The sequence below is a fragment of the uncultured Litoreibacter sp. genome (assembly GCF_947487515.1).
Classification (GTDB): Bacteria; Pseudomonadota; Alphaproteobacteria; order Rhodobacterales; family Rhodobacteraceae; genus Litoreibacter.
Map to the genome: position 1 here is coordinate 524242 of NZ_CANKWO010000003.1, position 23314 is coordinate 547555.

Consider the following 23314-nt stretch of genomic DNA (forward strand, 5'->3'; position numbering starts at 1 on the left):
ATTTTAGGTGCTAGGTCCCTCAAAACAGTCTGAAGACTTTCCCTATTGGCTGGTGCTTTTGGGGGGCGTTGTTGTCTATCTTGGGTATCAAGTCGTTGCCGATGATTTGTATTCGCAAGTGTTGGGCACTTTGTCGAAAGGCGTCACCATCACCGTGATGGTGACCCTTGTTGGGTTCTGCACCGCGTCTGTTCTGGGCTTGGGGCTGGCGTTGATGTCATTTTCGCGCAGCATCATCATACGCCAAATTGCGCGCTTCTATGTTGAAGTCGTGCGCGGCATCCCGATTATTGTACTGCTTCTCTATGTGGCTTTTGTTGTGGCTCCGGCTGTTGTGGGGCTGGCCAATTGGGCCTTGCAACCCTTTGACGCAGAGCTCATCCGCACCCGTCAATTTCCCCTGTTGTGGCGTGCGACACTGGCTTTGGCCATCGGGTACTCTGCCTTTATCGCGGAAGTATTCCGCGCGGGGCTGAGTTCGGTGGATCGTGGCCAGATCGAAGCAGGGCACACTTTGGGGCTGACCCGTTGGCAGCGCTTCCGCTACATTGTTTTTCCACAAGCAATTCGTACAATTTTGCCGCCATTAGGGAATGATTTCGTCGCGATGGTTAAGGATTCCAGCCTCGTGTCAGTCCTAGGCGTGGGGGACATCACGCAACTTGGAAAAGTCACGGCGGCTGGAAACTTTCGGTACTTTGAGACCTACAATGTTGTGGCGTTGATCTACCTGACATTGACGGTTTCGCTTTCGCTGGCCTTACGTAGATTTGAACGCCACATGCGACATCCAGATCTCGATTGATTGCATCCGGCTGACAAGAGAATAGGTTAGGCGCAAAGGAGATCTTGCCCATGACCAACCCCCTGCTTTCGAATTGGACCACACCGTTTGGCCTGCCACCTTTTGCGGATATGTCCGACGACGACTTCGCGCCTGGGTTTGAGGCGTCCCTGACGCAGGCCCGCGCAGAGCTGGCTGCAATTGTGGACAATCTTGATGAGCCGACATTCGCCAACACGATTGATGCGCTGGAATTGATGGGGCACGGGATGCACAAAGTCTTGGCACCATTCTACACTTTGGCGGGCGTCGACAGCACTCCTGCCCGTGAGGCGTTGCAGCGCGAGTTTTCCCCGAAACTGGCCGCTTGGGGCTCTGAGGTGTCGATGAACCCGAAGTTGTTCGCGCGCGTCGAAACGATTTGGAAGATGCGTGACGAACTGGATTTAACCGCAGAACAGATGCGCGTGCTAGAGTTGACCCGACGCGATTTTGTGCGTGCAGGTGCGCAGCTGAAAGGCGCAGAGTTTGACCGCTTGAAAGAGGTCAAGGAACGCCTCGCGGTGATCGGGACCCAGTTTACCCAAAATCTGCTTGCAGATGAGCGCGACTGGTCGATGGCGCTGAGTGAGACGGATCTTGAAGGGTTGCCGGATTTCGTGGTCGCCACCGCCCGCGCCGCAGCTGAGGCCGCTGGCAAGGACGGATATTTGCTGACCTTGTCGCGATCCTTGATTGTACCGTTCTTGCAGTTCTCCCCACGTCGCGATCTGCGCGAAGTGGCCTATGAGGCATGGGTGGCACGCGGCGCGAACGGCGGTGAAACCGACAACCGCGACATCGCCGCCGAGACTTTGCAACTGCGTCACGAACGCGCCAACTTGTTGGGCTACAAAGACTTTGCCCGTTTTAAGCTGGAAACCGAAATGGCCAAGACGCCAGAAGCGGTGCGTGATTTGCTGATGCAAGTTTGGAAACCTGCCAAAGCGCAAGCCGATATCGATGCGCAGAAGTTGACGGAATTGATGCATGCAGATGGCATCAATGGTCACCTAGAGGCGTGGGATTGGAGATATTATTCCGAGAAGCGCCGCGCAGCAGAACACGACTTGGACGAAGCAGAATTGAAGCCCTACCTGCAACTCGACCGGATGATTGAGGCGGCATTTGATTGCGCCAGCAGATTGTTCGGACTGGAATTCGCCCCGATCTCTGTCGATCTTCACCATGCAGACGCCCGCGCATGGGAGGTCACACGCGATGGGGAACATGTGGCCGTCTTTATCGGGGATTATTTCGCACGAGGGGGCAAACGTTCTGGGGCGTGGTGCTCGGCGATGAGGGCGCAACAAAGGCTGCGAGCCGACATCCGTCCACATGTCATCAACGTGTGTAATTTTGCCAAACCGGCGACGGGAAGCCCCGCGTTGCTCAGTTACGATGACGCGCGGACCTTGTTCCACGAATTCGGTCATGCTTTGCACCAAATGCTATCGAATGTAACTTATGAGTCGATCTCCGGCACCTCTGTGGCCCGTGATTTTGTTGAGTTGCCGAGCCAACTTTACGAGCATTGGCTGGAGGTTCCCGAAGTCTTGCAAAAATTCGCAACCCACGCTGAGACGGGCGAGCCGATGCCTGCTGATATGTTGCAACGCATGTTGGATGCGGGAACCTATGATCAGGGCTTTGCGACCGTGGAATATGTTGCCTCGGCAATGGTCGATCTTGAGTTCCATTCAGGCGAAGCGGTCACGGACCCGATGGCGAAACAGGCGCAAGTACTGGACAACTTGGGGATGCCCTCTGCGATCCGTATGCGCCATGCCACCCCTCACTTCGCCCATGTGTTTGCGGGCGATGGTTACTCCTCGGCCTACTACAGTTACATGTGGTCGGAAGTCATGGATGCCGATGCATTTGCCGCGTTTGAGGAGGCTGGGGGGGCATTTGACCCTGCAATGGCGCGCAAGCTGGAAGATCACATCCTGTCCGTGGGCGGGCTGCGCGAAGCGGACGAACTGTATATTGAGTTCCGCGGGCGATTGCCAGGCGTGGAGGCTTTGCTTGAGGGGCGAGGGTTGGACAAGGTCGCGTAAAGGGGCCTTATCCAGATCACGCCTATGGGGTAGCTTTTTGCGGCAGTTCAACGAGGCGCTGCCGCAAAAACATTACAGTGATTGGGCGGATTATTCGCGGATTTCCCCAGGGAGCAGTCCCCAAAGCTTTTCGCGCGGCATCCAACCTTTCGTGCCTTCTAGTGTGACGCGGCACCAATATTGATCGCATTTTCCCAAACGGGCGACGACACCCATCTCGGCATGGGCCACAATGTGCGACCCAGTGTCGGCGATTTTATAGATCGGGGTCAGGTCTTCTTCGATCAACCCAAAACGGGACCCTGAAAGCAACGTGTAATGCACCCATCCTCCGGCCCCGTCGCGGTCAACGACACGCCGCCAATGACCGTGCTCGGCTACGATTTGCAAAGGCATGTTGCGGTGCTTGAACACCCAGTCGATGCGATGTGTCAAAGATGGCCCACGCCGCACATTCCCTTCGGACGCTTTGAGCGACACAAAACGAGGCAGCGGCAGGTTGGTGACGGGCCCGCGATCGGCCGCCACAGCGAACAGGGGAGCCCAAAGCATACAAGCAGATATCGCAACAATCTTGAATACGCGTAACATTGACCGTCCTGTTTGCACCGATGCACATGATCTACATAGGGGCGGTACTTGCCTTAGCCCCTTTGGCGCGATCTTGTCACTTTGGGGCTGGGAATTCCACTCAAGGATGCGTGCAAATGCCAAACCAGAAGTTGAGTGTTGTCGTGACGCGACGGTTGCCTGAACTCCTAGCACCTTACATTCCAGCTTAAGTGTGACTTAGGTATCCGGTTATGACGGCGTGGCATCTGGCAAGCCCTCCATGGGGATGTAGGCTGATGTGCGCCCAACTTCCCGGGCGTAAGGCCAATCTTCGCCAATGGTGAAGGGTCAATAGACGTAGGCATTTTGCATCCATGCAAGAAATATCTTGATCCGCCATGGCCACTTTTTGCAAAACGGCGGTCAGGGATTCCACGTTCTGTAACAGGCGCGGGGGAACGAGTTGCTCCACGATCCACAGGGGCAGGTCAGCGCCCGTCGTGTTCAGCGCGAGCGTCTCGGGGCCTTCGGGTATCATCCCAGTTGGAACGAGCATTACATCCTTGGAGATGGGAACTGCCTCGGCGACTGCGAGGTCCTCGCGGGTCAAAACAAACTGCCAGCCTTCGGGGAATTTCACGTCTTGCCGATACACATCCTTTGCCGCGACACGGGTTTCGCTTCGCCCATGTGGAGAGAGGCGGTAGACGGCTTCTCGCCCCTGCCTGTCGGCGATGATCCAGCCGTTGATCTTCAGCCGATGCAACGCGACACGAATGGCTTCAGGCTTAATACCCAGATGCCCCAGAGGTTCCCGAATTTGGCTTCCGGTCATCTGCTCGCCGTCAAAATCCCCGAACAGAGTGGCGATCACGGACCATGTCTTCAGCGTCTCAAGATCGAGCAGGTCTTTGATGAGAGGGTGAAGCGGCTGCACAGGTGGTTCCAATATGTTAGTGTCTTTTCAGGACACTAACATAGGGGTTCCTGCGCTGCCCATGCCCTAGCGTCGCTCAATAGGCATTCATGGTCAAAAGTTCGTACTCTGCGACCAATTCGTCGGATTGGTTCGTCAAAGTTACATGCCATCGGACTTCTCCGTATTCATCATTCCGCGGGGTTTTATGTTTGACGCTCAGCCTCACTTTAATCGCATCACCGGCTTCAACGGGCTTCATGAAGCGCAACTTGTCCAAGCCTGTGTTGGCCAGCACTGGGCCTTCGTTTGGCTCCACAAAGAGGCCTGCGGCGAAGCTGAGCAGAAGGTATCCATGTGCCACTCGGCCCGGGAAGAACGGATTACGCTTCGCCGCATCTTCGTCCATATGAGCATAGAAAGTATCGCCGGTGAATTCAGCGAACTGTTCAATGTCAGCAAGGCTGATTGTGCGTTCTTTGGTTTTGAACGTCTCGCCGATCATCAAGTCGTGGAAACTACGGGTGAAAGGATGGTTGGCGTGGTCTAGCTCTGTTGCTCCGGGCACCCAGCGGTTGCCGATCGCAGTTAAAATCTCTGGGCTGCCCTGAATGGCCGTCCGCTGCATGTAATGCATAACACCACGCACACCGCCCATTTCCTCGCCGCCGCCTGCACGACCCGGGCCGCCATGTACCATATGAGGCAGAGGTGATCCGTGCCCTGTACTTTCCTTCATGCTGTCGCGGTTGTTGAAGTAAAGCCGGCCATGGAAGGCACCGGCACCCAAAGCAACTGTACGCGCGACCTGAGGATCATGGGTGATTACCGAGGCAACCAAGCTGCCCTGTCCCTTGTTTGCAAGGGCCACGGCGTGCTCGATGTCGCTGTAGGGCATAACAGTGGAGACCGGACCAAAGGCTTCCACTTCATGAACATGGACAGCGGTGTCAGGCGTCGCGCAATGGAACAGCATCGGGGGCACGAACGCACCGTTTTGCGCATTGGCCCCATGAATTTCGAAGTTGTCAGGGTCGCCGAATACCCGCTCGGCTTCCTTTCCAATCGTGGCTGCTTTCTCCAACACATCCAAGCGTTGGCTGGAGGAAACGAGCGCCCCCATGCGCGTCGCATCATCGTTAGGATCGCCAATGGTAACTTTGGACAGGCTGGTCTGAAGGGCCTCAAGAACAGCTGTGACATGAGCGTCCGGCGCGAAAATGCGACGGATGGCGGTACATTTTTGACCGGCCTTCGTGGTCATTTCGCGCGTGACCTCTTTGACGAAGAGGTCAAACTCAGGTGTCCCCGGGGCTGCATCTGGTCCGAGGATCGACGCGTTGAGGCTGTCTTGCTCGGCCACGAAGCGGATCGAGTTGGACAGAATATGGGGTTGGGATCGTAGTTTTAGGGCCGTATCTGCGGATCCTGTGAAGCTCACGACATCCTGATTGGTTAAGCGGTCCAGCATATCGCCCAACCCGCCTGCAACCATTTGCAATGCGCCATTGGGAAGAAGGCCGCTGTTGATCATGATCTGAACCGCGAGCTCGGTCACATAGCAGCTTGCGGTTGCCGGTTTGACGATGGCGGGGACGCCAGCCAACAAAGTTGGGGCCAACTTTTCCAACATCCCCCAAACAGGGAAGTTGAACGCATTGATATGAACAGCAACCCCCTGCATGGACGTACAAATGTGCTGACCTAGGAACGACCCTTTGCGAGAAAGCTGCTCCACTTCACCGTCTAGATAGACAACATCGTCGGGCATTTCGCGCCGGCCTTTGGAGGCGAAGACCAGCATTGTGCCAATTCCACCGTCAATGTCGATCAAATGGTCTTTCTGAATAGCCCCAGTTGCGAAGGAAATGTCATAAAGCTTTTGCTTATGTTCGCTGAGATGCAAGGCCAGCGCTTTGATCATCTTGGCGCGCTGGTGGAATGTCATGGCCCGCAGCGCTGGCCCACCGGTGGTGCGCGCATGATCTAGCATCGCGTCGACGTCCAAAGACGCATTTCCTGCCTGAGCAATAACTTCGCCGGTTACGGCAGAGCGGATTTCACGGGCACTGCCATCTCCGTCAATCCAGCGTCCGGCGGCGAAGCTTCTTACGTCTTGTATTGTCATGATGTCACCTTTGGTCAAAGCTTGTGTTTGAATATTTTGAAGCACGGATCCACGAGCCTGGGCTGGCCTGATCCATAGTGTTGAGGGTCGCGATCAACGCATCTGGCCCAACCATTGTGGCCCAATGCATCGGGCCGCCGCGCCATCGCGGAAAGCCGTAGCCAGAAGTTTTGACGACATCCACGTCAGCGGCACTGTCGGCAATGCCTTCCTCCACAATTCGCGCACCTTCATTGGCCATCGCGGTCAGGAGTTGTGTTTGAATGTCTTCTGCTGTGAACTTGGTTTGGGACAACCCAGTCTTTGCGCGGTAGTCAAAGATGATCTCTTCAACCTGTGGATCACACTGCGGGGCCTTTGAACCGGCCGAGTAGCTGTACCATCCCATACCACTACGCCGCCCCAAACGCCCTTTTGCACACAGGCGATCTGATATGGTAACATAGCGTTCGTTTGGATCACGATTGACGTCCTGACGACGGCGATTGGCTTCGGCAATTTGAAGTCCTGACTGATCCTGTGCCTCGAACGGACCCATCGCCATGCCAAATGCTCGCATCGCCGCGTCTACTTCATATGGAAGGGCGCCATCTGCCAATAGATACTCTGCTGCGCGCCTATAGGCCGCAAGAATGCGGTTCCCGATGAACCCATCGCACACCCCCGCCAGAACAGGTGTTTTCCGCAAGCCTTTTGCAAAGGCAAAGCCCGAGGCCAAGGCGGACATGCCGGTACTTTGGGTGCGAATGACCTCAACGAGCTTCATGATATGAGCAGGGGAAAAGAAATGCAGGCCAAGACACCGCTCGGGGTTTGGGACGCCAGCAAAGATGTCGTTGGGATCAAGGTAGGACGTGTTGGTCGCGAGCAACGCATCTGGACGCATGACGCGGGATAGTTCGTTGAACACATCCTGTTTCGCCGCGAGGTCCTCAAAAACAGCTTCAATGGCTAAGTCCACATGAGCGATGTCGGCATAAATATCCGACGCATGAAACGCCTTCAGTCGACCTTGAAATTGTTCCTCACTAATTTTCCCTCGCTCAAGCGCGCCTTGGAGAAGGCCGCGCACGGTGTCTGTCGCCTTTGCTGCGGCTTCGACATCACGTTCAACGATATGGACGCTGTGGCCTGCATTCAGGCAGGCGGAAGCAATGCCACAGCCCATGAGCCCACCACCCACAATGGCAACCGATGCAACGGGTTGCGGAGTAGTGCCGCGCAAAGCCTCCGGTCGACTTGACGCGCGTTCAGCGAAGAATATGTGCCGCAAAGCTTTGCTTTCGTCGGACTGCCGAAGGGCAAGATGCAATGTGCGTTCTTTGGGTTGGGAGGTTTTGTAAGGGGCAGCAGCCCATTGAAGCGCCGTAAAGTTGTGAAGCGGCGCTATGCGCCCTTTGGCGGACCGCCGGACCGTCTCACCAAGCGTGTCCATGATTTGGCTCGGCGGGACATCTCGCGTGGACACCGGTACAAACGGGCGGTCGATGAAGGTCGCTACTTGCGATCTGGGGTCGTCCGAAACCGCATCAATTGCACCAAGCTCCAGAAGTTCTTGCGCCGATGCCAGCTGTCCAAGGCATGCCATTTTTACGGCCGCTTCCCAGCCAAGCAGACGTGGAGCGCGCTGTGTTCCGCCTGCGCCGGGTATCAAGCCGACGTTCACTTCCGGAAGGCCGAATTTGGTGCCGGGTTTCGCAATTCTGTACGCACAGGCCATCGCAATTTCTAAGCCTCCGCCAAGTACCGAGCCATGGAGGATTGCGAGGAACGGCACCGGACTGTTTTCAATGGCGTTTACCACATCCGGAAGGTGAGGGGCGGCAGGGGGCGCATCAAACTCGGACATGTCTCCGCCGGCGACGAAGGTTTTCCCTGCGCATTGCAAGACAGCCAGCTTGCAGCCTTGGATGTCATTGATGGCTTGGAGCAGTTCGCTGCGAACGGCAGTGGACGTCGCGTTAACCGGTGGATTGTCAATCGTAACCCACGCAATTCGGTCGATGATTTCAGTTTTCACACAAGGACGCATGCGACACCGGCTCCTACAATTTGAATTGACCAACCGGTCGGTTTATGATTATTCAGATAAATCGGTGAACGAGTAAATGCAAGGGAGCAAAGAGTGTCTGATACGATTTTAGCTCAAGATCACGGTCATTGGGTTGAGGTGACGCTGCATCGCCCAGACAAGCTGAACAGCTTCAATGATGAAATGCATCTTGCCCTGCGCTCTGCTTTGGAGGCCGCAATCAAGGGTAAAAAGCGGGCGATTCTGCTGACAGGTGCGGGGCGTGGATTTTGCGCTGGGCAGGACTTGGGCGATCGGGATCCTGCTCAAATGGATGGTCCCCCGGATCTGGGGCAAACTTTGACGAAGTTCTATAATCCCTTGGTTCAGTTGATCCGTGACGCGGAACTTCCTGTTATCTGTGCAGTAAACGGCGTGGCGGCTGGTGCGGGCGCAAACTTGGCGTTGGCATGTGATATCGTTCTCGCATCCGATGAGGCAAAGTTCATTCAATCCTTTGCCAGCGTTGGGCTGGTGCCGGACGCCGGTGGGACTTGGAATTTGACGCGACTGTTGGGGCCTGCGCGGGCGAAGGCGCTCGCCATGACTGGAGCGCCGGTCTCTGCTGCGCAAGCTGCTGAGTTTGGGATGATTTGGAAAACCTGCGCCGCGCCAGAGCTAATGGACGAGGCGCGTGCGCTTGCAGAAAAGCTGGCGTCTGGCCCGACCATTGGCTTGGCACATGCCAAAAAAGCCATTCATGCCGCGTCCATCAATTCCCTTGAAGAACAGCTGGAATTGGAAGCGACGTACCAAAAGATTTGTGGGGAAACCTCTGACTATGCAGAAGGAGTTTCCGCTTTCTTGCAGAAACGTCGACCTGCATTCAAAGGCGAATGATGATGACACCCAAAACTCGGGCAGAAAAATCCGCGGCGACGATGTGGTCGGAAGATCGTGCCAGTATGTGGCTGGGGATGGCCTTGGAGCAAATAGACGAAGGGAGCGCCGTTCTTTCTCTTGTCGTTGCAAAGCATCATTGCAATGGGATGGGGAACTGTCATGGCGGAATAATCTTCGCTTTGGCCGATAGCGCATTTGCCTTTGCCTGCAACAGTCGAAATCAAAAGACGGTGGCCCAACATAACTCGATAACCTACATCGCACCGGCGACGGTTGGAGATAGGCTAATTGCAACCGCACAAGAGGTGAGCTTGCGCGGTCGAAGCGGTATCTATGATGTCAGCGTTCAAACCGAAGATGGCACGACGATTGCCGAATTTAGAGGCGGGTCGCGCACCGTGCCTGGCAGACTTTTTGAGGAATAACACATGAAAGACCTGACACCTTCCCGTGAAAGCCTCGATCCGATCGAAATCGCATCAATTGATGAAATTCGTGAGCTGCAACTTAGTCGCATGCAGTGGTCACTTCGTCATGCTTACGAAAACGTTCCTATGTATCGTGAACGGTTTGATGCAGCTGGGGTGCACCCAGAGGATCTCTTGACGCTGGCAGATTTGGCGAAATTTCCGTTTACCTACAAAAATGACCTCCGTGACAACTACCCGTTTGGACTTTTTGCGGTTCCCCGTGAACAAATTGTGCGCCTTCACGGCTCTTCCGGGACGACTGGTAAGCCGACGGTTGTAGGCTACACGCAAAATGATATCGATATGTGGGCCGATCTGGTTGCGCGTTCGATGCGCGCGAGCGGCACACGACCGGGAGATATTGCCCATATTGCCTACGGGTACGGGCTTTTTACGGGCGGATTGGGGGCGCATTACGGCGCAGAACGTTTGGGCTGCACTGTTGTCCCCGTCTCTGGTGGGATGACCGAGCGCCAAGTGACCCTGATTGAGGACTTTAAGCCCAAAACGATCATGGTAACACCGTCCTATATGCTGAACATCTTGGAACAGTATCGAAAGGCAGGCATTGATCCGCGGGACTCTTCTTTAGAGGTCGGAATTTTCGGAGCTGAACCATGGACAAATGCAATGCGAGCAGAAGTCGAGGATGCATTTGATATGCACGCAGTCGATATTTATGGTCTGTCAGAGATCCTAGGGCCAGGTGTGGCGAACGAATGTGTAGAGACCAAAGATGGGCTGCACATCTGGGAAGACCATTTTTATCCAGAGATCATTGACCCTGAAACGGGTGAGGTTTTGCCTGAGGGAGAGTTGGGAGAGCTGGTATTCACCACAATCACGAAAGAAGGCTTGCCGATGGTGCGATATCGCACCCGTGATCTTACGCGGCTTTTGCCAGGGACCGCGCGGTCGATGCGCCGAATGGAGAAAATTACTGGTCGCTCGGATGACATGATTATCCTGAGGGGCGTCAACGTCTTTCCAACACAAATCGAAGAACAGGTTTTGACGATCCCGAAACTTGCGCCGCACTTCCAGATCGTTCTTTCCAGTGATGGGCGCATGGATACTTTGTCAGTTCTTGCCGAAGCGATGCCAGATGCCTCCGGTGAAGCAGAGCGCACGGCCTTGGCCTCTCTTCTTACGAAGAAGATCAAGGATGTTGTTGGCGTCTCGACTAAGGTAATCGTCGGCGAACCAAACACGGTTGAACGCAGTCAGGGCAAAGCCCGCCGCGTTCTCGATAATCGCCGTAAGGAGTAGACGAATGGTACGAACCCGAGCAAAAGATCATGATGACAAGCGCCAGCATATTCTAAGCGTGGCTGCTGAGGTCTATGCTCGAGAAGGAATTGCTCGCGCTTCGATGAACGAAGTTGCGCGCGCTTGCGGTATCTCGAAGGCAAACATCTACCACTATTACGCCAGCAAGGATGATCTGGTTTTTGACATTCTTGATACCTATCTGTCGCAGCTTCGAGAGTTGGTAACTTCTGTTGATTGCACACAGAAAAGCCCTTCTGAGAAGCTGCATGCGATAACCCGTGCGTTTCTTCTGGCGTACGAAGGGATGGATAACGAACACAAAATTCAAAGTGAGGGCTTGCCTTTGCTAACCGCTGACAAGCAAAATGTTTTGAAAGGGTATCAGCGGGATTTGGTCGAAGTGGTGTCTCAGTCACTTCGGGAGTGCGCACCTGAAGCCCTAGCGCAAAGCCCATCCAAATGTCGCGAAATGACGATGTCGGTATTTGGTATGATGAACTGGTTTTACATGTGGAGCCCGGGCGCCACGCGCGAGAAACGTGTCGAATACGCGAAAACGATTGCAGATTTGACGCTTTACGGGCTGACTAAACCGTAGCCAATGAGGCTAGGAGCGAGCCTGAGTTAATAATCGACTGACCGGTCGGTTTGTGTATATTGTCAAAGATGGTAGGACGAATCGTTCTACATTAAGGGAGGAAAACATGAATACTAAGTCAATGCTATTTTCAGCTGCCGCTTTGACGCTGCTGAGTGCAACTACGGCCTTCGCTGAAAAAGAGATGGTCATCTCATCTTGGCTACCACCAACCCATATTATGAACGAACTGGTTTGGCCTGAGTTTATCAACCGTGTTGAAGAGGCGACCGAAGGGCGCGTTACCGGCAAGGTAGAGTACCAACTCGCCTCACCTCCATCACAAGCCGATCTTGTCGAAGATGGCGGGGCAGATGCTGCGTGGATCTTCCACGGCTATAACCCTGGTCGCTTTGTCACAACCAAACTTATTGAGATCCCAGGGTTGGACGGCAACTCCGCAGCTGCTTCGGCCGCACATTGGCGTGCGCACCAAGAGGTATTGGGTGCCGCGAATGAATACGACGGCATCGTACCGGTCGCTATGATGGTTCACGCCCCCGGCATGTTGCATCTTTCTAAAGAAATTTCGTCTCTTGAAGACGTCGAAGGTCTGAAAATCCGCTCCGGCGGCGGCGTTATGGGGGATGTACTTGCAGGCCTTGGTATGGCCGGCGTTCAGGTGTCCGCACCTAAGGTATATGAAACGGTCTCCAACGGAGTGGCTGACGGCACGTTCTTCCCAGGAGATACAATTTCCATTCTTCGACTGACTGAAGTTCTGCCATATTCGTATCGCGTTGATGGTGGGTTCTACCGAGGTTCTTTTTCGATCGTTATGAATGAGGAGTTCCTCGATTCAGTTGGTGAAGAAGATGCAGCGGCCATCCAAGCTGTTCTTGGTGAAGACTTCTCTGCATATGCGGGTGCCGCATGGGACACAGGCAACGAGCGCGGCGTGAAAGCACAGACTGAAACCGGTCAGGTGGTTGATCTCGAAGGCGATGCAGCTGCCAAGTTTGAAGTGCTTGTTCCTGAAATTCAGAAATCCGTGATTGCAGAAGTAGCGGCCAAAGGCGTCGATGCAGATGCGGCCCTGACGATCATCCGTGACACGATGACTGAATACAGCAGCAAAAACTAAATGAAACATACTCTTGATCGGGCAAGCCATTGGCTTGCCCGTATATGTTTGGTCCTCAGTGCAACTTGTCTGATGCTGCTTATGCTTTTGACAGTTGCTGAGGTCGTCGCGCGCTACGGCTTCAACGCGCCCATTTTTGGGCGTCAGGATCTGGCGCAAATCCTTCTCGCGTGTTCGATCTTCTTTGCGGTGCCGGTGGTGACAATACGTGGCCAGCAGATCGACGTTGATCTGCTCGACGGATTGTTCTCGGAACGCGCCGCGTTCTGGCGGGATCGCGCTATCGAGGCGCTGATGGCTGGTACGTTTTTGGTGATGGGCGTCTGGTTGGCCGAACGGGCCGAAAAGGCGTTTAGCCGAGGCTCGACGAGTGAGCTTCTGTTTCTCCCCAAATCCCCACTCATCTGGTTTGTGGCGGCAACGGTGTTCGTGACCGGAGTTCTCGTTGCTCTGCGCTGTCTATACCTCACATTCCTCTCTAAGAAAGAACAAGACACATGACGATCGCGTTGATTGCCTTTGCTATCGTTATCGCACTGGTTTTGGTGCGGGTGCCTATTGGTATCGCTATGGGGGCCGTTGGAACCATCGGGTTCGTCTACCTACGCGATGGGCGCTGGTCTGCGGGGCTTGGTCCGGCGGCTGATTCCATTCTTGATGTGACGCAGAATGATGCACTGTCCGTTATTCCGCTGTTTATTTTAATGGGAATGATTATCGCACAAAGCGGGATGGCGCATGATTTGTATCGCGCAGCCTACGCCGCCGTCGGGCGCCTTCCAGGTGGGCTGGCGATGGCGACTATTCTTGCATGTGGCGGGTTTTCTGCAGTGTCTGGCTCCTCTTTGGCGACAGCTGCGACCATGTCCAAGGTTGCGTTGCCTTCGATGCGAAAATTTGGGTACCACGATAGCCTGTCCACAGCGTCGGTGGCCGCGGGCGGGACGTTGGGCATTTTGATTCCGCCAAGCATCATTTTGATCATCTACGGATTTCTGACCGGTCAATCGATTGGGAAGCTGTTTCTAGCCGGTATCTTGCCCGGGCTGATGGGCATTTTGTTGTATCTTGGTGCCGTAGCATTTGTTGTTTGGCGTAAACCCGAAGCTGGCCCCGCCGGAGACCCTATGTCTGGCGCAGAGGCCCGCGCATGCATTTTGCGGGTGATCCCAATCCTAGTTCTATTCGTCATTATTATCGGTGGTATTTACGGGCAGGTGTTTACCGCAGACGAGGCCGCTGGCGTTGGTGCATTCGGGGCCATATTGATTTCGATGCTAATTGGGCGGTTTTCTTGGAGCGGGTTGATCGACGCGTTGTCGCAAACTGTGCGCACCTCGGTCGGCCTCTTTGTGTTGTTGATTGGCGCTGACATCTTCAACCGGCTGATCACACGCGCCGGCCTAACCGACGATCTATTGAGCTATCTGCAAGGCGCAGGGCTTGAACCCTTTGCGGTGCTGGGGCTGATTGTTTTGATCTATCTGGTTCTGGGGGCTGTCTTCGAAAGCCTCTCGATGATCACTCTCACGGTGCCGGTATTTGCACCGCTGATCGCGTCTTTGGGGTTCTTTGAGGGAGACGTAAACGGGGAAATGGCCCTGATTTGGTTCGGGATCATTGTTGTGGTCGTGACCGAAATTTCGTTGATAACACCCCCGATAGGATTGAATGTGTTTGTGTTGCGATCTGTTGTGACGGATGTGTCCGCGGCGACAATTTTCAAAGGCGTCACACCTTTCTGGATCGCAGACATCATCCGTCTGATCCTGTTGATTGCCTTGCCGCTGTTTGCACTCATGCTGCCTTTGGGTGTGTGGGGGTTCGGCTAGTAGGGAAATGAAAAACCGCCCGTTCCATATGGATCGGGCGGTTTCGCAATTTCGTTGAAAGCTTGTTTTCTGATTTGCCGGTAGCTGTCAGGCGGTGCAAACCGCGGCAGATACGGGGGGAGGGAGGGCTTTAATGCCCTGCCTCATCATAATCCCAGACAACTTTCTCGCCCGAGACCGGATAGCATTGGCACGTCAGCACAAATCCGGCTTCGACCTCGTAATCCTCTAGAGCGTGATTTTTGACCATCTCGACTTCGCCTTCAAGAACCTTGGCCTTACACGTTGAGCAAACCCCCGCCTTACAAGCGAACGGTGCATCCAGATTGTTGGCCAATGCGGCTTCTAGCAGGCTGGTTTCAGGGGGGATGACAAGGGAGCGCGCTTCGCCTCCGATGGTCACGCGCCCGTCAACACCATCTTCCATATCCGTGTTGTCAGCGATCTTCTGCGGCAACCGGCCGGGTTGTGACGATGCGAACAGCTCGAAGCGGATCTGGTCTTTGGTGAGGCCATGATCCTGCAACGATTGTGAAATGGTCAGCATCATCGGCTCAGGGCCGCAGATAAAGGCAGAGTCCACCGACGCGATGTCGACCCATGTTTGAAAGAGGGTGGCACATTTTTCGCTGTCCAAGCGGCCTCGAAACAAATCAATTTCTTGGCCGTCACCTTCAATGATGTGGATCAGGTTTAGTCTGCCAAGATACTGGTTTTTCAGGTCTTCCAGCTCCTCGCGAAACATGATCGTACTGGGGCTGCGATTGGCATAGACGAGTGTGAAGCGTGCTTCGGGCTCGTTGGCCAAGCCAGTGCGCAGAATTGACAATACTGGGGTGATCCCAGAGCCGCCCGCGAAGGCAAGGTAATGTGGTGCGTCCCCATGGGCTTTCGCGAAGAAGTTCCCCATCGGAGGCATCGCTTCCAGAGTATCGCCGACTGACAGCTCAGTATTGGCCCATGTGGAAAACGCACCGCCGGACACCCGTTTGATGCCGACTTTTAGCTCTTCATCTTGTTGACCAGTGCAGATCGAATACGATCTGCGAAGCTCTTGATCCCCAAAATTTTGACGGAAGGTCAGATACTGACCTTGGGTGAACGCAAAGACGTTATCATCTTTGGGGCGCAGCGTTACGACGACAGCGTCACGGATGGTCTTTTCGATCTGAGTAACTGTGAGTGGGTGGAATTGGGCCATGTTCATCGCCTTAAATGCATTTGAAGTAGTCGAAAGGTTCAAGGCAGTCCGTGCAACGCCATTGCGCCTTGCATGGGGTTGAGCCAAATTGGCTGACCCGCTCAACGGCTTTAGACTGGCAGCGCGGACAACACGCCGGTCCTCCGGCTTTCTGGGGGGCTGCAATGCCATAGTCTGCCAGACGCGCAAGGCCCTTTTCCGAGAGCCAATCTGTTGTCCACGGGGGGGCAATCTGGGTCTTTAGATGGACATCCGTAATCCCATGTTTGGCCAATCCCGTTTCTATATCCATAGCAATGACAGCCATGGCAGGACATCCGGAGTAAGTCGGGGTGATCGTCACTTCGACTGATTTACCCGTGATTTCTACCGAGCGCACAACTCCGAGGTCCACGATCGAAATCACTGGGATTTCTGGGTCGGGGACGCTTTCAAGGTAGGTCCAAATCTGGGCTTCCGAAATGTCGCTCACGGCAGTCATCTACCAAACCGCACCGGGGTAGGAGCGCTGCAAAGTCTGCATTACCGCCAACATATGCCCCAGATGTTCGGTGTGTCGGGAGCCATTGCACCCGCCGGAATGCGCGAAACTCGTGTCAGGCCGGCTAAGGCAGGCGGCGGACAAAGTTTGCTCGATTTGCGTATCCCAAACGCTGCGCATCGATGCTGGCACTGGGGCCACGCCTGCGTCTTGCATTGCCTGATCAGTTGCGTCCTGACCAAACAGCTCGCCTGCGTAGGGCCACAAATAGTCGAGGGCGTCTTGCATCCGACGATTGCTTTCGTCTGTGCCATCCCCCAAGGCGATCACGGTCTCTGAGGAGCGTTCCAAATGGTAGGTCGCCTCCTTGAGAGATTTCGCAGCGATCCCTGCCACGCGTTCGTCGCTTGAGGCGCTAAGCGCCGTAAGCCAAGGAACTTGAAACGCGTCAAATAGGAACTGGCGCATCAATGTGCGTCCAAAGTCGTTGTTCGGAACTTCCAGCATCAAAGCGTTTCGGAAGTCATAAACATCGCGCAGATAGGCCAGATCATTGGCGCTGCGCCCTTTGCCTTCGACCTCGGCCGCATAGCCCAGCCAAAGCTGTGTTTGTCCGATCAGATCGAGTGCGGTGTTGGCAAGTGCTATGTCTTCTTCCAACGCGGGGGCGACCCCACACCATTCGGAGGTGCGATGCCCCAGAACCAATGCGTTGTCACCTTGGCGCAGGAGAAACTCAAACAGGTGATCCATTACATTTTACCTACGTCGTCAGGGATGTCGTAGAATGTGGGGTGCCGATACACTTTTCCCCGCGAAGGATCGTACATGGGCCCCTTCGCCGACGGGCTGGAGGCGGTTATCTTTTCGGCCTCTACGACCCAAATGCTGACGCCTTCGTTGCGCCGCGTGTAGACGTCTCGCGCATTTTTCATGGCGTGCTCGGCGTCAGCTGCATGTAGCGAGCCTACGTGCCGATGGCTCATTCCGTGTTGTCCTCGGATGAAGATTTCCCAAAGGGGCCATTCATTACTCATGTGATTACTCCGCCGCCAGTTTTCGTGCGGCTTTCTTTTCCGCGTGTTCAATCATTGCTTCGCGCACCCATGCGCCGTCATCCCAAGCCTTTTGCCGCATGTTGATGCGATCAACGTTGCAGGGCCCGTTTCCAGAGATGACGTCGAAAAACTCGTCCCAATTCGGCTCGGTGAAGTCATATTCCTTGGTGTCCTCATTCCACGTCAGTTTTTCGTCGGGAATGGTCAGGCCAAGGTATTCGGCTTGAGGAACCGTTTCGTCGACGAACTTCTGTCGCAGTTCGTCATTGGTGTTCATCTTGATTTTCCAAGCCATGGATTGCGATGAATGCACACTGTCTTTATCCGAGGGGCCAAACATCATCAGGGCCGGAAACCAAAAACGGTTCAACGCATCTTGCGCCATGCGTTTTTGATCTGCTGTGCCGTTGGCCATGGCCATCATCACATGAAAACCCTGCCGCTGGTGAAAGCTCTCTTCCTTGCACACGCGGACCATTGCGCGGGCATAGGGGCCATAGGACGTGCGTTGCAGCGGGACTTGGTTCATGATTGCCGCCCCGTCGACCAGCCAGCCAACCGCGCCCATGTCCGCCCAAGTCAGGGTCGGATAATTGAATATCGAAGAGTATTTCATCTGCCCATTCAGCAGCATCTCGGTCAGCTCATCGCGCGACACTCCAAGTGTTTCGGCAGCGCAATATAGGTACAGCCCATGACCGGCTTCATCTTGCACCTTGGCAAGAAGGTTGGCCTTCCGCTCTAGGGTCGGGGCGCGAGTGATCCAGTTGCCCTCGGGCAGTTGCCCGACAATTTCCGAGTGGGCATGCTGGCCGATCTGCCGGATCAGGGTCTTGCGATAGCCTTCCGGCATCCAATCTTTGGGCTCAATTTTTTCATCCGCATCAACGCGAGCTTGAAAAGCTGCGAGCTGCTCCGGATCGTCCTTTGTGGCCTCTGATTTTACCATCTGTGCATACATAGCGTTGCTCCTATGTCCGTTCCAAGATCAATGCCGTGCCTTGGCCAACACCTACGCACATCGTGCAAAGGGCGTAGCGCCCGCCGGTGCGTTTCAGCTGATAGGCCGCGGCCATGACCAAGCGCGCGCCCGACATGCCCAAAGGATGACCAAGGGCAATCGCCCCACCATTCGGGTTCACATGTGCAGCGTCATCAGGAAGGCCCAGTTGACGCAAAACGGCGATGCCTTGGCTTGCGAAGGCTTCGTTCAGTTCGATGACGTCCATCTGATCCAATGTAAGCCCTGTTTGCGCGAGAACCTTTTTCACCGCTGGCACAGGCCCAATTCCCATAACACGAGGGGCGACCCCCGCAGCAGCCATCCCTACAACGCGGGCGAGGGGGGCGGATGTCTTGGCGGCCGCTTCATTGCCAAGAAGCAATGCTGCAGCGCCGTCATTCACCCCGGACGCATTGCCCGCAGTCACAGTTTTCTCGGGGCCATTCACACCCTTAAGTTTGCTAAGCTTCGCGGCATCTACGCTGGGGCGTGGGTGCTCGTCGGCTTCAAACACGATCGGGTCACCCTTGCGCTGCGGAATGCTGACTGTCATCAACTCATCCGCAAAAACGCCTGCCGCGAAGGCCGCAGCATAGCGGGCTTGAGAGCGAGCCGCGAAGGCATCTTGGTCTTCCCGTGACACCGAAAACTCTTCTGCAACGTTGTCGGCTGTTTCGGGCATGGAATCTGTCCCAAAGGCGGCTTTCATCTTCGAGTTCACGAAGCGCCAGCCGATTGTCGTGTCAAAAATTTCCGCTGCGCGTGAGAAAGCAGCGCTGGCCTTTGGCATGACAAACGGGGCGCGGCTCATGCTTTCCACGCCACCGGCGATCGCCAAGCCGTAGTCGTTTGCTTTAATCCCGCGTGCCGCCATTCCTACAGCGTCCATGCCGGAGGCGCACAAGCGATTGATTGTTGTTCCTGGAACTGTTTCCGGCAAGCCAGCCAACAATGCGGCCATGCGGGCGACATTTCGATTGTCTTCGCCAGCTTGGTTCGCAGACCCAAAGATCACGTCATCCACGGCGCCGAAGTCAACAACTGGATTGCGTTGCATCAGTTCGGCAATTGGCAAAGCGGCAAGGTCATCTGCGCGCACAGAAGAAAGCGATCCTCCATAACGGCCAATCGGAGTTCTTACTGCATCAAGTATATAGGCGGTCATGGTGTGCTCTTCTTGCTTCGTCAGGTATCTATAACATGTTACATAAATTATTTGAATACACAATATTGTAACAATACTGTTTTCAACAAAGCTGACATTGCGATCGGCCCTCGCCCAAATCGTATTGTGCGGAAGGGGTGCAAAGCAAAAACCGTTTTGCCGAAGGCGGGATGGCAGGGGCGCCCGCCTTTACCCAACTTAACCTGTCTAAAGGAATCTTAAGACGTGAGCAGTTGCTTGATCGTGCGTTCAGCAAGTTTGCGCAGGTCTGTTGGCTCTTCGCCGGATCGCGCTCGAATCGCTAAGCTATGCCCCAAGGCCACCAACAGCTCTGACAAAGCCGTGGTATTGCCATGGTTCTGCAGCTGCCCTGACGCAACCGCACGCTCAAGTGCGAACTCTATGTCCTCTTGCATGTTCATGTAGGCCTGCTTGATTAATGCACCGATGTCTTTCTCGGTGGTCGCTTCGATCAGACCCACAGAAAACACGAAGCACCCAGTTTGCTGGTTGGTGCCGCCGGTATAGATTTCAATCAGACGCTCGAAAAAGGTGTTTAGGACGATGCTGGGGGGCGCTGGTTGCTTCAGAATTTCGGACAGTTCTTTCGACAACCTTTCTGCAAATCGGGTTTGGGTCAGCAGAAACATGGCCTGCTTGTCGCCAAAGGCCGCATATAGGCTAGGTCGCTTCATCCCCGCCGCCTCCGAAATCATATCCAGCGAGGTCGCAGCAAACCCGTGCTTCCAAAAAACCTGAGTGATCTGATCTAGTGCTGTGTCGCGGTCATAATGCCTTGGGCGGCCGCGCGGTGTTGAATGCGTCATATTGTACTGCTTCGCATATTAAGCTTGCTGTCGCAATTTATATTCGAAATAGTACAATAATAGTGGACGCAGTTGGAGCCGAGATGTCGCGAGAAAAAATGGGAACCCTTCGGTGGGGAGACGCCAGCAATGGCAAGCTGTCTCGCGGGAATACTCTAGCGCTTGTCCGCAATCTGGCATTTGTGCAGGCGCGGGAAGTTGCGGACGCTGTCCGGCAAAGGTTTGGACTTCTATCGGTTTCGGATTTGTCGCTGGACGCGATGCATGCTCCGACGACGCCTTTGGCTCAGGATGCATTGGAACACGCGCAAGAAACTCATTCTCAAGCTTTGTTGTTCCATTCTTGGCGAACCTACTATCTTGGACGGTTCATCGCAGAACAGCGTGGAATAGAATACAACAATGAAGTGTTCTTTGCCGCCGCAATTTTGCATGATCTTGGCCTCACCCGCGATAACGCAACACCATTGTCGGCATGCTGCTTTGCGGTTCAGGGGGCTCGGCAGGCAAAGAGCTTCCTTGATCTATGCGGGCACGGCGGGACTGCAAACGACAAAATTTCAGAGGCAATCGCACTTCACTTGAACATTCACGTCAGTAGCAGGGTGCATGGGGCAGAGGCATTCATGCTCGCACGCGGCGCGACCTGCGACTTGTTTGGCTTCGGTCGTCGGCGGGTCAAGAAAACCAATCTAATAGACCTGTTCGATCGGTTCCCGCGCGAAGGCGTCATGGACGCGCTGCAATTTGAAACTGCCGATCACCTCGAAGGGTCTCGCGCAGATTTCCTGACAGGTCTGTCGGGCGGAAAGGCCCCTAAGACACCTTTCTTCGACACGCTAAAGCCGAAAGGCTCAATGTAATGCACAGCAAGGCGCCAAGTCATCCCCGAGGCGCGGAAGCGTCTGCCAAGCATCAGGTGACCTACATCTTCGTGCTGGGCGCGGTCTTTATGTTGTCCCCCTTTGCCATAGATATGTACCTGCCCGCGCTGCCGACCATTGCAACAAGCTTGGGCACCGGCATCGACGAATTGGAAATGAGCGTGTCCATCTTCTTGGTGGCCGTCGCTGTTGGGCAGTTGGTGCTCGGTCCAATTAGTGACGCTGTTGGTCGGTTGCGGGTGCTGTTCGGCGGATTGGCCGTGTTTTTGGTGGCGAGCCTTATGATCGCGCAGGCTGAAACTTTGATGGCGTTCTACACTTGGAGATTCGTGCAGGCCGTGGGGGCGGCAGCAGGTGTTGGGATTATCCCGATGGTGCAAGATAGGTTTGGGGAAGAAAAATCCTCGAAGGTGATTTCATATTTAATGATCACAACGATTGTTGGAGCAGTGATTGCTCCGCTGGCAGGGGGGGTGACGCTTTCCTATATAGGGTGGCCCGCAATTTTTGTGGTTCTGGCCCTTTTGGGTGGGGCCGCAATTCTTGCTATGGCGGTCTTTATTCGGGAGCCGGATTTTACGCCACGTAAAATTTCGCTTGGGCAGATTGGATCTGGCTATGCCAGTGTTCTGTCAAATAGGCGAATAATGAGCGCCCTGTTGACCGGCGCGTTTGCCATCGGCGGGTTGTTTGCTTTCGTTGCCGGATCCCCTTTTGTCTACATCAAGTATTTCGGTGTGGCCCCAGAGCAGTACGGCTTCTTGATGGGTTTGAATGCCATCGCGATGATCCTTGCCAATGTGGTCAATGCCGAACTTCTGGGGGCGCAAAAGAGCCAGTCCAAGGCCTTGGCTGGGGCGGTACTGCTTGCGGCGTCAGGACTAATTGCTTGCGTCGTCGCGGTTGCTGATGGGGGGCTGATCCTTCTTTTGTGCGCCATCGTGATATTTGCTGGTGCGCTGGAATTCGTCGCCACCAACGCAATCGTCACGGCGATGACGGTGATGCCGTCGCAAAATGGCACTGTCTCGGCGATCAGCGGTGCAGCTGGGTTTGCCTTGGGTGGGGTGTCCAGTGCGATTGTCGGCTACCTTCCGTCTGTTGATGCACTGCCCATGACCGCCGCGATGGCTGTCTGCGGGGTGATGGCGTCTGTCTGCGCGATCAGCTTAGGTCGGACCGAACCGCGTGGGCCCATGCCCGATGCCGGTCGAAAGCGGGGGGTGAACTAGTGCAAACTTTGCGATTTTTTGCCGTGGCAGAGGGCGTCACGCTGCTCGTGTTGCTGTTGATCGCGATGCCTCTCAAATACATGGCAGGTCTCCCTGAGGTCGTCTCCGTTATGGGGGCGGTGCATGGCATTACCTTTTTGGTGTTCATGTGGATTGTCATACGAAGCTGGGCCGAAGGGGGGCTTGATGGGCTGGGCGCCGTTCGGCTGGGTGTTGGCGCTATGATCCCCTTTGGAGGGATTTTCAATGAACGCTGGTTGAAGAACGACAAAAGAAAGGTAACCCCACGTGATCTATGAGGCGCTAAAGGCTGCGCATATCATCTTCATGGTGGTTTGGATGTCAGGCATGATGCTGCTCGCTTGGCTCTTGAGCCATCCCGCGACTGACACCGCCGCGGCTTTGCGTAGATATGACCGAATGGTGACCGCACCGGCTATGGCTCTGACTTGGCTGTGTGGGGTCGGGCTAGCCGTCTATGCAAGCTGGTTCGGCGTGGGCTGGCTTTGGGGTAAGTTGATCCTCGTCGTGGTTTTATCAGCTTTGCACGGGGTGCTTTCAGGGCGCCTTCGGCGCTCTCTTCTTGTCGACGGTGCAGCGCCTCAACCCTTGAAGTTAGAGTATCTTGCATTGGTTATTGCCTTGCTGGGCGCCGTCATCTTTTTGGTGGTCACCAAGCCGTTCTAGATACTTGCCACGCAGTAGTTTTGCTTCCCATAAGATGCCACACGAACATCAAAAGGCTGAGCACATGCCCAAACCACCTGCACCAAGA

24 protein-coding genes are annotated in these 23314 nt (G+C 54.9%); 13 read left to right on the forward strand and 11 right to left on the reverse strand.

Annotation, left to right across the window (positions count from 1 at the left end):
• Positions 1-7: 7 nt before the first annotated feature.
• The gene (locus Q0746_RS12545) at positions 8-805 is read left to right on the forward strand and encodes an amino acid ABC transporter permease (RefSeq protein WP_298260751.1); all 798 of its coding nucleotides are present in this window, start codon (positions 8-10) and stop codon (positions 803-805) included.
• Between the two features lie 50 nt (positions 806-855).
• Positions 856-2883 carry a M3 family metallopeptidase gene (locus tag Q0746_RS12550; RefSeq protein WP_298260753.1) on the forward strand — a complete coding sequence of 676 codons (2028 nt, stop codon included), beginning with the start codon at positions 856-858 and terminating at the stop codon, positions 2881-2883.
• 90 nt (positions 2884-2973) lie between these two features.
• On the opposite strand, the gene Q0746_RS12555 is transcribed toward Q0746_RS12550, so the two are convergent.
• The 4 genes from Q0746_RS12555 to Q0746_RS12570 form a co-directional block, all read right to left on the reverse strand.
• Positions 2974-3435 carry an SH3 domain-containing protein gene (locus Q0746_RS12555; RefSeq protein WP_298261275.1) on the reverse strand — a complete coding sequence of 154 codons (462 nt, stop codon included), beginning with the start codon at positions 3433-3435 and terminating at the stop codon, positions 2974-2976.
• Positions 3436-3661: 226 nt separating this feature from the next.
• The gene (locus Q0746_RS12560; protein ID WP_298260755.1) at positions 3662-4372 is read right to left on the reverse strand and encodes a hypothetical protein; all 711 of its coding nucleotides are present in this window, start codon (positions 4370-4372) and stop codon (positions 3662-3664) included.
• A gap of 76 nt (positions 4373-4448) precedes the next feature.
• Entirely contained in the window at positions 4449-6479 is a 2031-nt protein-coding gene (gene paaZ / locus Q0746_RS12565; RefSeq protein ID WP_298260757.1) for a phenylacetic acid degradation bifunctional protein PaaZ, read from the reverse strand.
• A 4-nt stretch (positions 6480-6483) separates the two neighbouring features.
• On the reverse strand, positions 6484-8499 hold the full coding sequence (locus Q0746_RS12570; protein ID WP_298260759.1) for an FAD-dependent oxidoreductase: 2016 nt from the start codon (positions 8497-8499) through the stop codon (positions 6484-6486).
• Between the two features lie 105 nt (positions 8500-8604).
• Here Q0746_RS12570 and paaG point away from each other — a divergent pair, with 105 nt between their 5' ends.
• From paaG to Q0746_RS12605, 7 genes are all read left to right on the forward strand, one after another.
• Positions 8605-9390, forward strand: coding sequence for a 2-(1,2-epoxy-1,2-dihydrophenyl)acetyl-CoA isomerase PaaG (gene paaG / locus Q0746_RS12575; RefSeq protein WP_298260761.1), 786 nt, complete (start codon positions 8605-8607; stop codon positions 9388-9390).
• Between the two features lie 2 nt (positions 9391-9392).
• Positions 9393-9818: a hydroxyphenylacetyl-CoA thioesterase PaaI gene (gene paaI, locus Q0746_RS12580; protein WP_298260763.1), complete on the forward strand. Its 426-nt coding sequence runs from the start codon at positions 9393-9395 to the stop codon at positions 9816-9818.
• Positions 9819-9821: 3 nt separating this feature from the next.
• Positions 9822-11132 carry a phenylacetate--CoA ligase PaaK gene (gene paaK, locus Q0746_RS12585; RefSeq protein WP_298260765.1) on the forward strand — a complete coding sequence of 437 codons (1311 nt, stop codon included), beginning with the start codon at positions 9822-9824 and terminating at the stop codon, positions 11130-11132.
• A 4-nt stretch (positions 11133-11136) separates the two neighbouring features.
• Complete coding sequence (locus Q0746_RS12590; RefSeq protein WP_298260767.1) at positions 11137-11733, forward strand: TetR/AcrR family transcriptional regulator; 597 nt, start codon at positions 11137-11139, stop codon at positions 11731-11733.
• Between the two features lie 106 nt (positions 11734-11839).
• Complete coding sequence (locus Q0746_RS12595; RefSeq protein WP_298260769.1) at positions 11840-12856, forward strand: TRAP transporter substrate-binding protein; 1017 nt, start codon at positions 11840-11842, stop codon at positions 12854-12856.
• Positions 12857-13357 (forward strand): TRAP transporter small permease, encoded by a 501-nt coding sequence (locus Q0746_RS12600; protein WP_298260771.1) that lies wholly within the window; start codon positions 12857-12859, stop codon positions 13355-13357. It begins immediately after the preceding gene.
• Positions 13354-14688: a TRAP transporter large permease gene (locus tag Q0746_RS12605; protein WP_298260773.1), complete on the forward strand. Its 1335-nt coding sequence runs from the start codon at positions 13354-13356 to the stop codon at positions 14686-14688. Before Q0746_RS12600 ends, Q0746_RS12605 begins: the two co-directional genes overlap by 4 nt.
• Before the next feature lie 130 nt (positions 14689-14818).
• On the opposite strand, the gene Q0746_RS12610 is transcribed toward Q0746_RS12605, so the two are convergent.
• From Q0746_RS12610 to Q0746_RS12640, 7 genes are all read right to left on the reverse strand, one after another.
• Complete coding sequence (locus Q0746_RS12610; protein ID WP_298260775.1) at positions 14819-15889, reverse strand: ferredoxin--NADP reductase; 1071 nt, start codon at positions 15887-15889, stop codon at positions 14819-14821.
• A 10-nt stretch (positions 15890-15899) separates the two neighbouring features.
• The gene (gene paaD, locus Q0746_RS12615) at positions 15900-16370 is read right to left on the reverse strand and encodes a 1,2-phenylacetyl-CoA epoxidase subunit PaaD (protein WP_298260777.1); all 471 of its coding nucleotides are present in this window, start codon (positions 16368-16370) and stop codon (positions 15900-15902) included.
• Positions 16371-17123 carry a 1,2-phenylacetyl-CoA epoxidase subunit PaaC gene (paaC, locus tag Q0746_RS12620; protein ID WP_298260779.1) on the reverse strand — a complete coding sequence of 251 codons (753 nt, stop codon included), beginning with the start codon at positions 17121-17123 and terminating at the stop codon, positions 16371-16373.
• Positions 17123-17407: a 1,2-phenylacetyl-CoA epoxidase subunit PaaB gene (gene paaB / locus Q0746_RS12625; protein ID WP_298260781.1), complete on the reverse strand. Its 285-nt coding sequence runs from the start codon at positions 17405-17407 to the stop codon at positions 17123-17125. The genes paaC and paaB overlap by 1 nt, the downstream gene beginning before the upstream one ends.
• A 4-nt stretch (positions 17408-17411) precedes the next feature.
• The gene (paaA, locus tag Q0746_RS12630; protein ID WP_298260783.1) at positions 17412-18389 is read right to left on the reverse strand and encodes a 1,2-phenylacetyl-CoA epoxidase subunit PaaA; all 978 of its coding nucleotides are present in this window, start codon (positions 18387-18389) and stop codon (positions 17412-17414) included.
• Between the two features lie 10 nt (positions 18390-18399).
• Positions 18400-19596 carry a 3-oxoadipyl-CoA thiolase gene (gene pcaF / locus Q0746_RS12635; protein WP_298260785.1) on the reverse strand — a complete coding sequence of 399 codons (1197 nt, stop codon included), beginning with the start codon at positions 19594-19596 and terminating at the stop codon, positions 18400-18402.
• Between the two features lie 218 nt (positions 19597-19814).
• Positions 19815-20423 (reverse strand): TetR/AcrR family transcriptional regulator, encoded by a 609-nt coding sequence (locus Q0746_RS12640; RefSeq protein WP_298260787.1) that lies wholly within the window; start codon positions 20421-20423, stop codon positions 19815-19817.
• 83 nt (positions 20424-20506) lie between these two features.
• Between Q0746_RS12640 and Q0746_RS12645 the strand changes: the two genes are divergently transcribed.
• From Q0746_RS12645 to Q0746_RS12660, 4 genes are read left to right on the forward strand one after another with little or no spacing between them, the layout of a single operon-like run.
• Complete coding sequence (locus Q0746_RS12645; protein WP_298260789.1) at positions 20507-21286, forward strand: HD domain-containing protein; 780 nt, start codon at positions 20507-20509, stop codon at positions 21284-21286.
• Positions 21286-22539, forward strand: a complete 1254-nt coding sequence (locus Q0746_RS12650; RefSeq protein ID WP_298260791.1) for a multidrug effflux MFS transporter — start codon at positions 21286-21288, stop codon at positions 22537-22539. The genes Q0746_RS12645 and Q0746_RS12650 overlap by 1 nt, the downstream gene beginning before the upstream one ends.
• Complete coding sequence (locus Q0746_RS12655) at positions 22539-22838, forward strand: DUF3817 domain-containing protein (protein ID WP_298260793.1); 300 nt, start codon at positions 22539-22541, stop codon at positions 22836-22838. The genes Q0746_RS12650 and Q0746_RS12655 overlap by 1 nt, the downstream gene beginning before the upstream one ends.
• A complete protein-coding gene (locus Q0746_RS12660) occupies positions 22828-23226 on the forward strand; it encodes a CopD family protein (protein WP_298260795.1) in 399 nt (132 codons plus the stop codon). The genes Q0746_RS12655 and Q0746_RS12660 overlap by 11 nt, the downstream gene beginning before the upstream one ends.
• Positions 23227-23314 lie beyond the last annotated feature (88 nt).

Coding starts and splice junctions, on each gene's coding strand:
- Q0746_RS12555 (WP_298261275.1), bottom strand. CDS start 3,435: ATGCTTTGGGCTCCCCTGTTCGCTGTGGCGGCCGATCGCGGGCCCGTC.
- Q0746_RS12595 (WP_298260769.1), top strand. CDS start 11,840: ATGAATACTAAGTCAATGCTATTTTCAGCTGCCGCTTTGACGCTGCTG.
- Q0746_RS12550 (WP_298260753.1), top strand. CDS start 856: ATGACCAACCCCCTGCTTTCGAATTGGACCACACCGTTTGGCCTGCCA.
- Q0746_RS12600 (WP_298260771.1), top strand. CDS start 12,857: ATGAAACATACTCTTGATCGGGCAAGCCATTGGCTTGCCCGTATATGT.
- paaI (WP_298260763.1), top strand. CDS start 9,393: ATGACACCCAAAACTCGGGCAGAAAAATCCGCGGCGACGATGTGGTCG.
- Q0746_RS12650 (WP_298260791.1), top strand. CDS start 21,286: ATGCACAGCAAGGCGCCAAGTCATCCCCGAGGCGCGGAAGCGTCTGCC.
- paaC (WP_298260779.1), bottom strand. CDS start 17,123: ATGGATCACCTGTTTGAGTTTCTCCTGCGCCAAGGTGACAACGCATTG.
- paaB (WP_298260781.1), bottom strand. CDS start 17,407: ATGAGTAATGAATGGCCCCTTTGGGAAATCTTCATCCGAGGACAACAC.
- Q0746_RS12645 (WP_298260789.1), top strand. CDS start 20,507: ATGTCGCGAGAAAAAATGGGAACCCTTCGGTGGGGAGACGCCAGCAAT.
- Q0746_RS12590 (WP_298260767.1), top strand. CDS start 11,137: ATGGTACGAACCCGAGCAAAAGATCATGATGACAAGCGCCAGCATATT.
- pcaF (WP_298260785.1), bottom strand. CDS start 19,596: ATGACCGCCTATATACTTGATGCAGTAAGAACTCCGATTGGCCGTTAT.
- paaK (WP_298260765.1), top strand. CDS start 9,822: ATGAAAGACCTGACACCTTCCCGTGAAAGCCTCGATCCGATCGAAATC.
- Q0746_RS12605 (WP_298260773.1), top strand. CDS start 13,354: ATGACGATCGCGTTGATTGCCTTTGCTATCGTTATCGCACTGGTTTTG.
- paaD (WP_298260777.1), bottom strand. CDS start 16,370: ATGACTGCCGTGAGCGACATTTCGGAAGCCCAGATTTGGACCTACCTT.
- Q0746_RS12640 (WP_298260787.1), bottom strand. CDS start 20,423: ATGACGCATTCAACACCGCGCGGCCGCCCAAGGCATTATGACCGCGAC.
- Q0746_RS12610 (WP_298260775.1), bottom strand. CDS start 15,889: ATGGCCCAATTCCACCCACTCACAGTTACTCAGATCGAAAAGACCATC.
- paaA (WP_298260783.1), bottom strand. CDS start 18,389: ATGTATGCACAGATGGTAAAATCAGAGGCCACAAAGGACGATCCGGAG.
- paaZ (WP_298260757.1), bottom strand. CDS start 6,479: ATGACAATACAAGACGTAAGAAGCTTCGCCGCCGGACGCTGGATTGAC.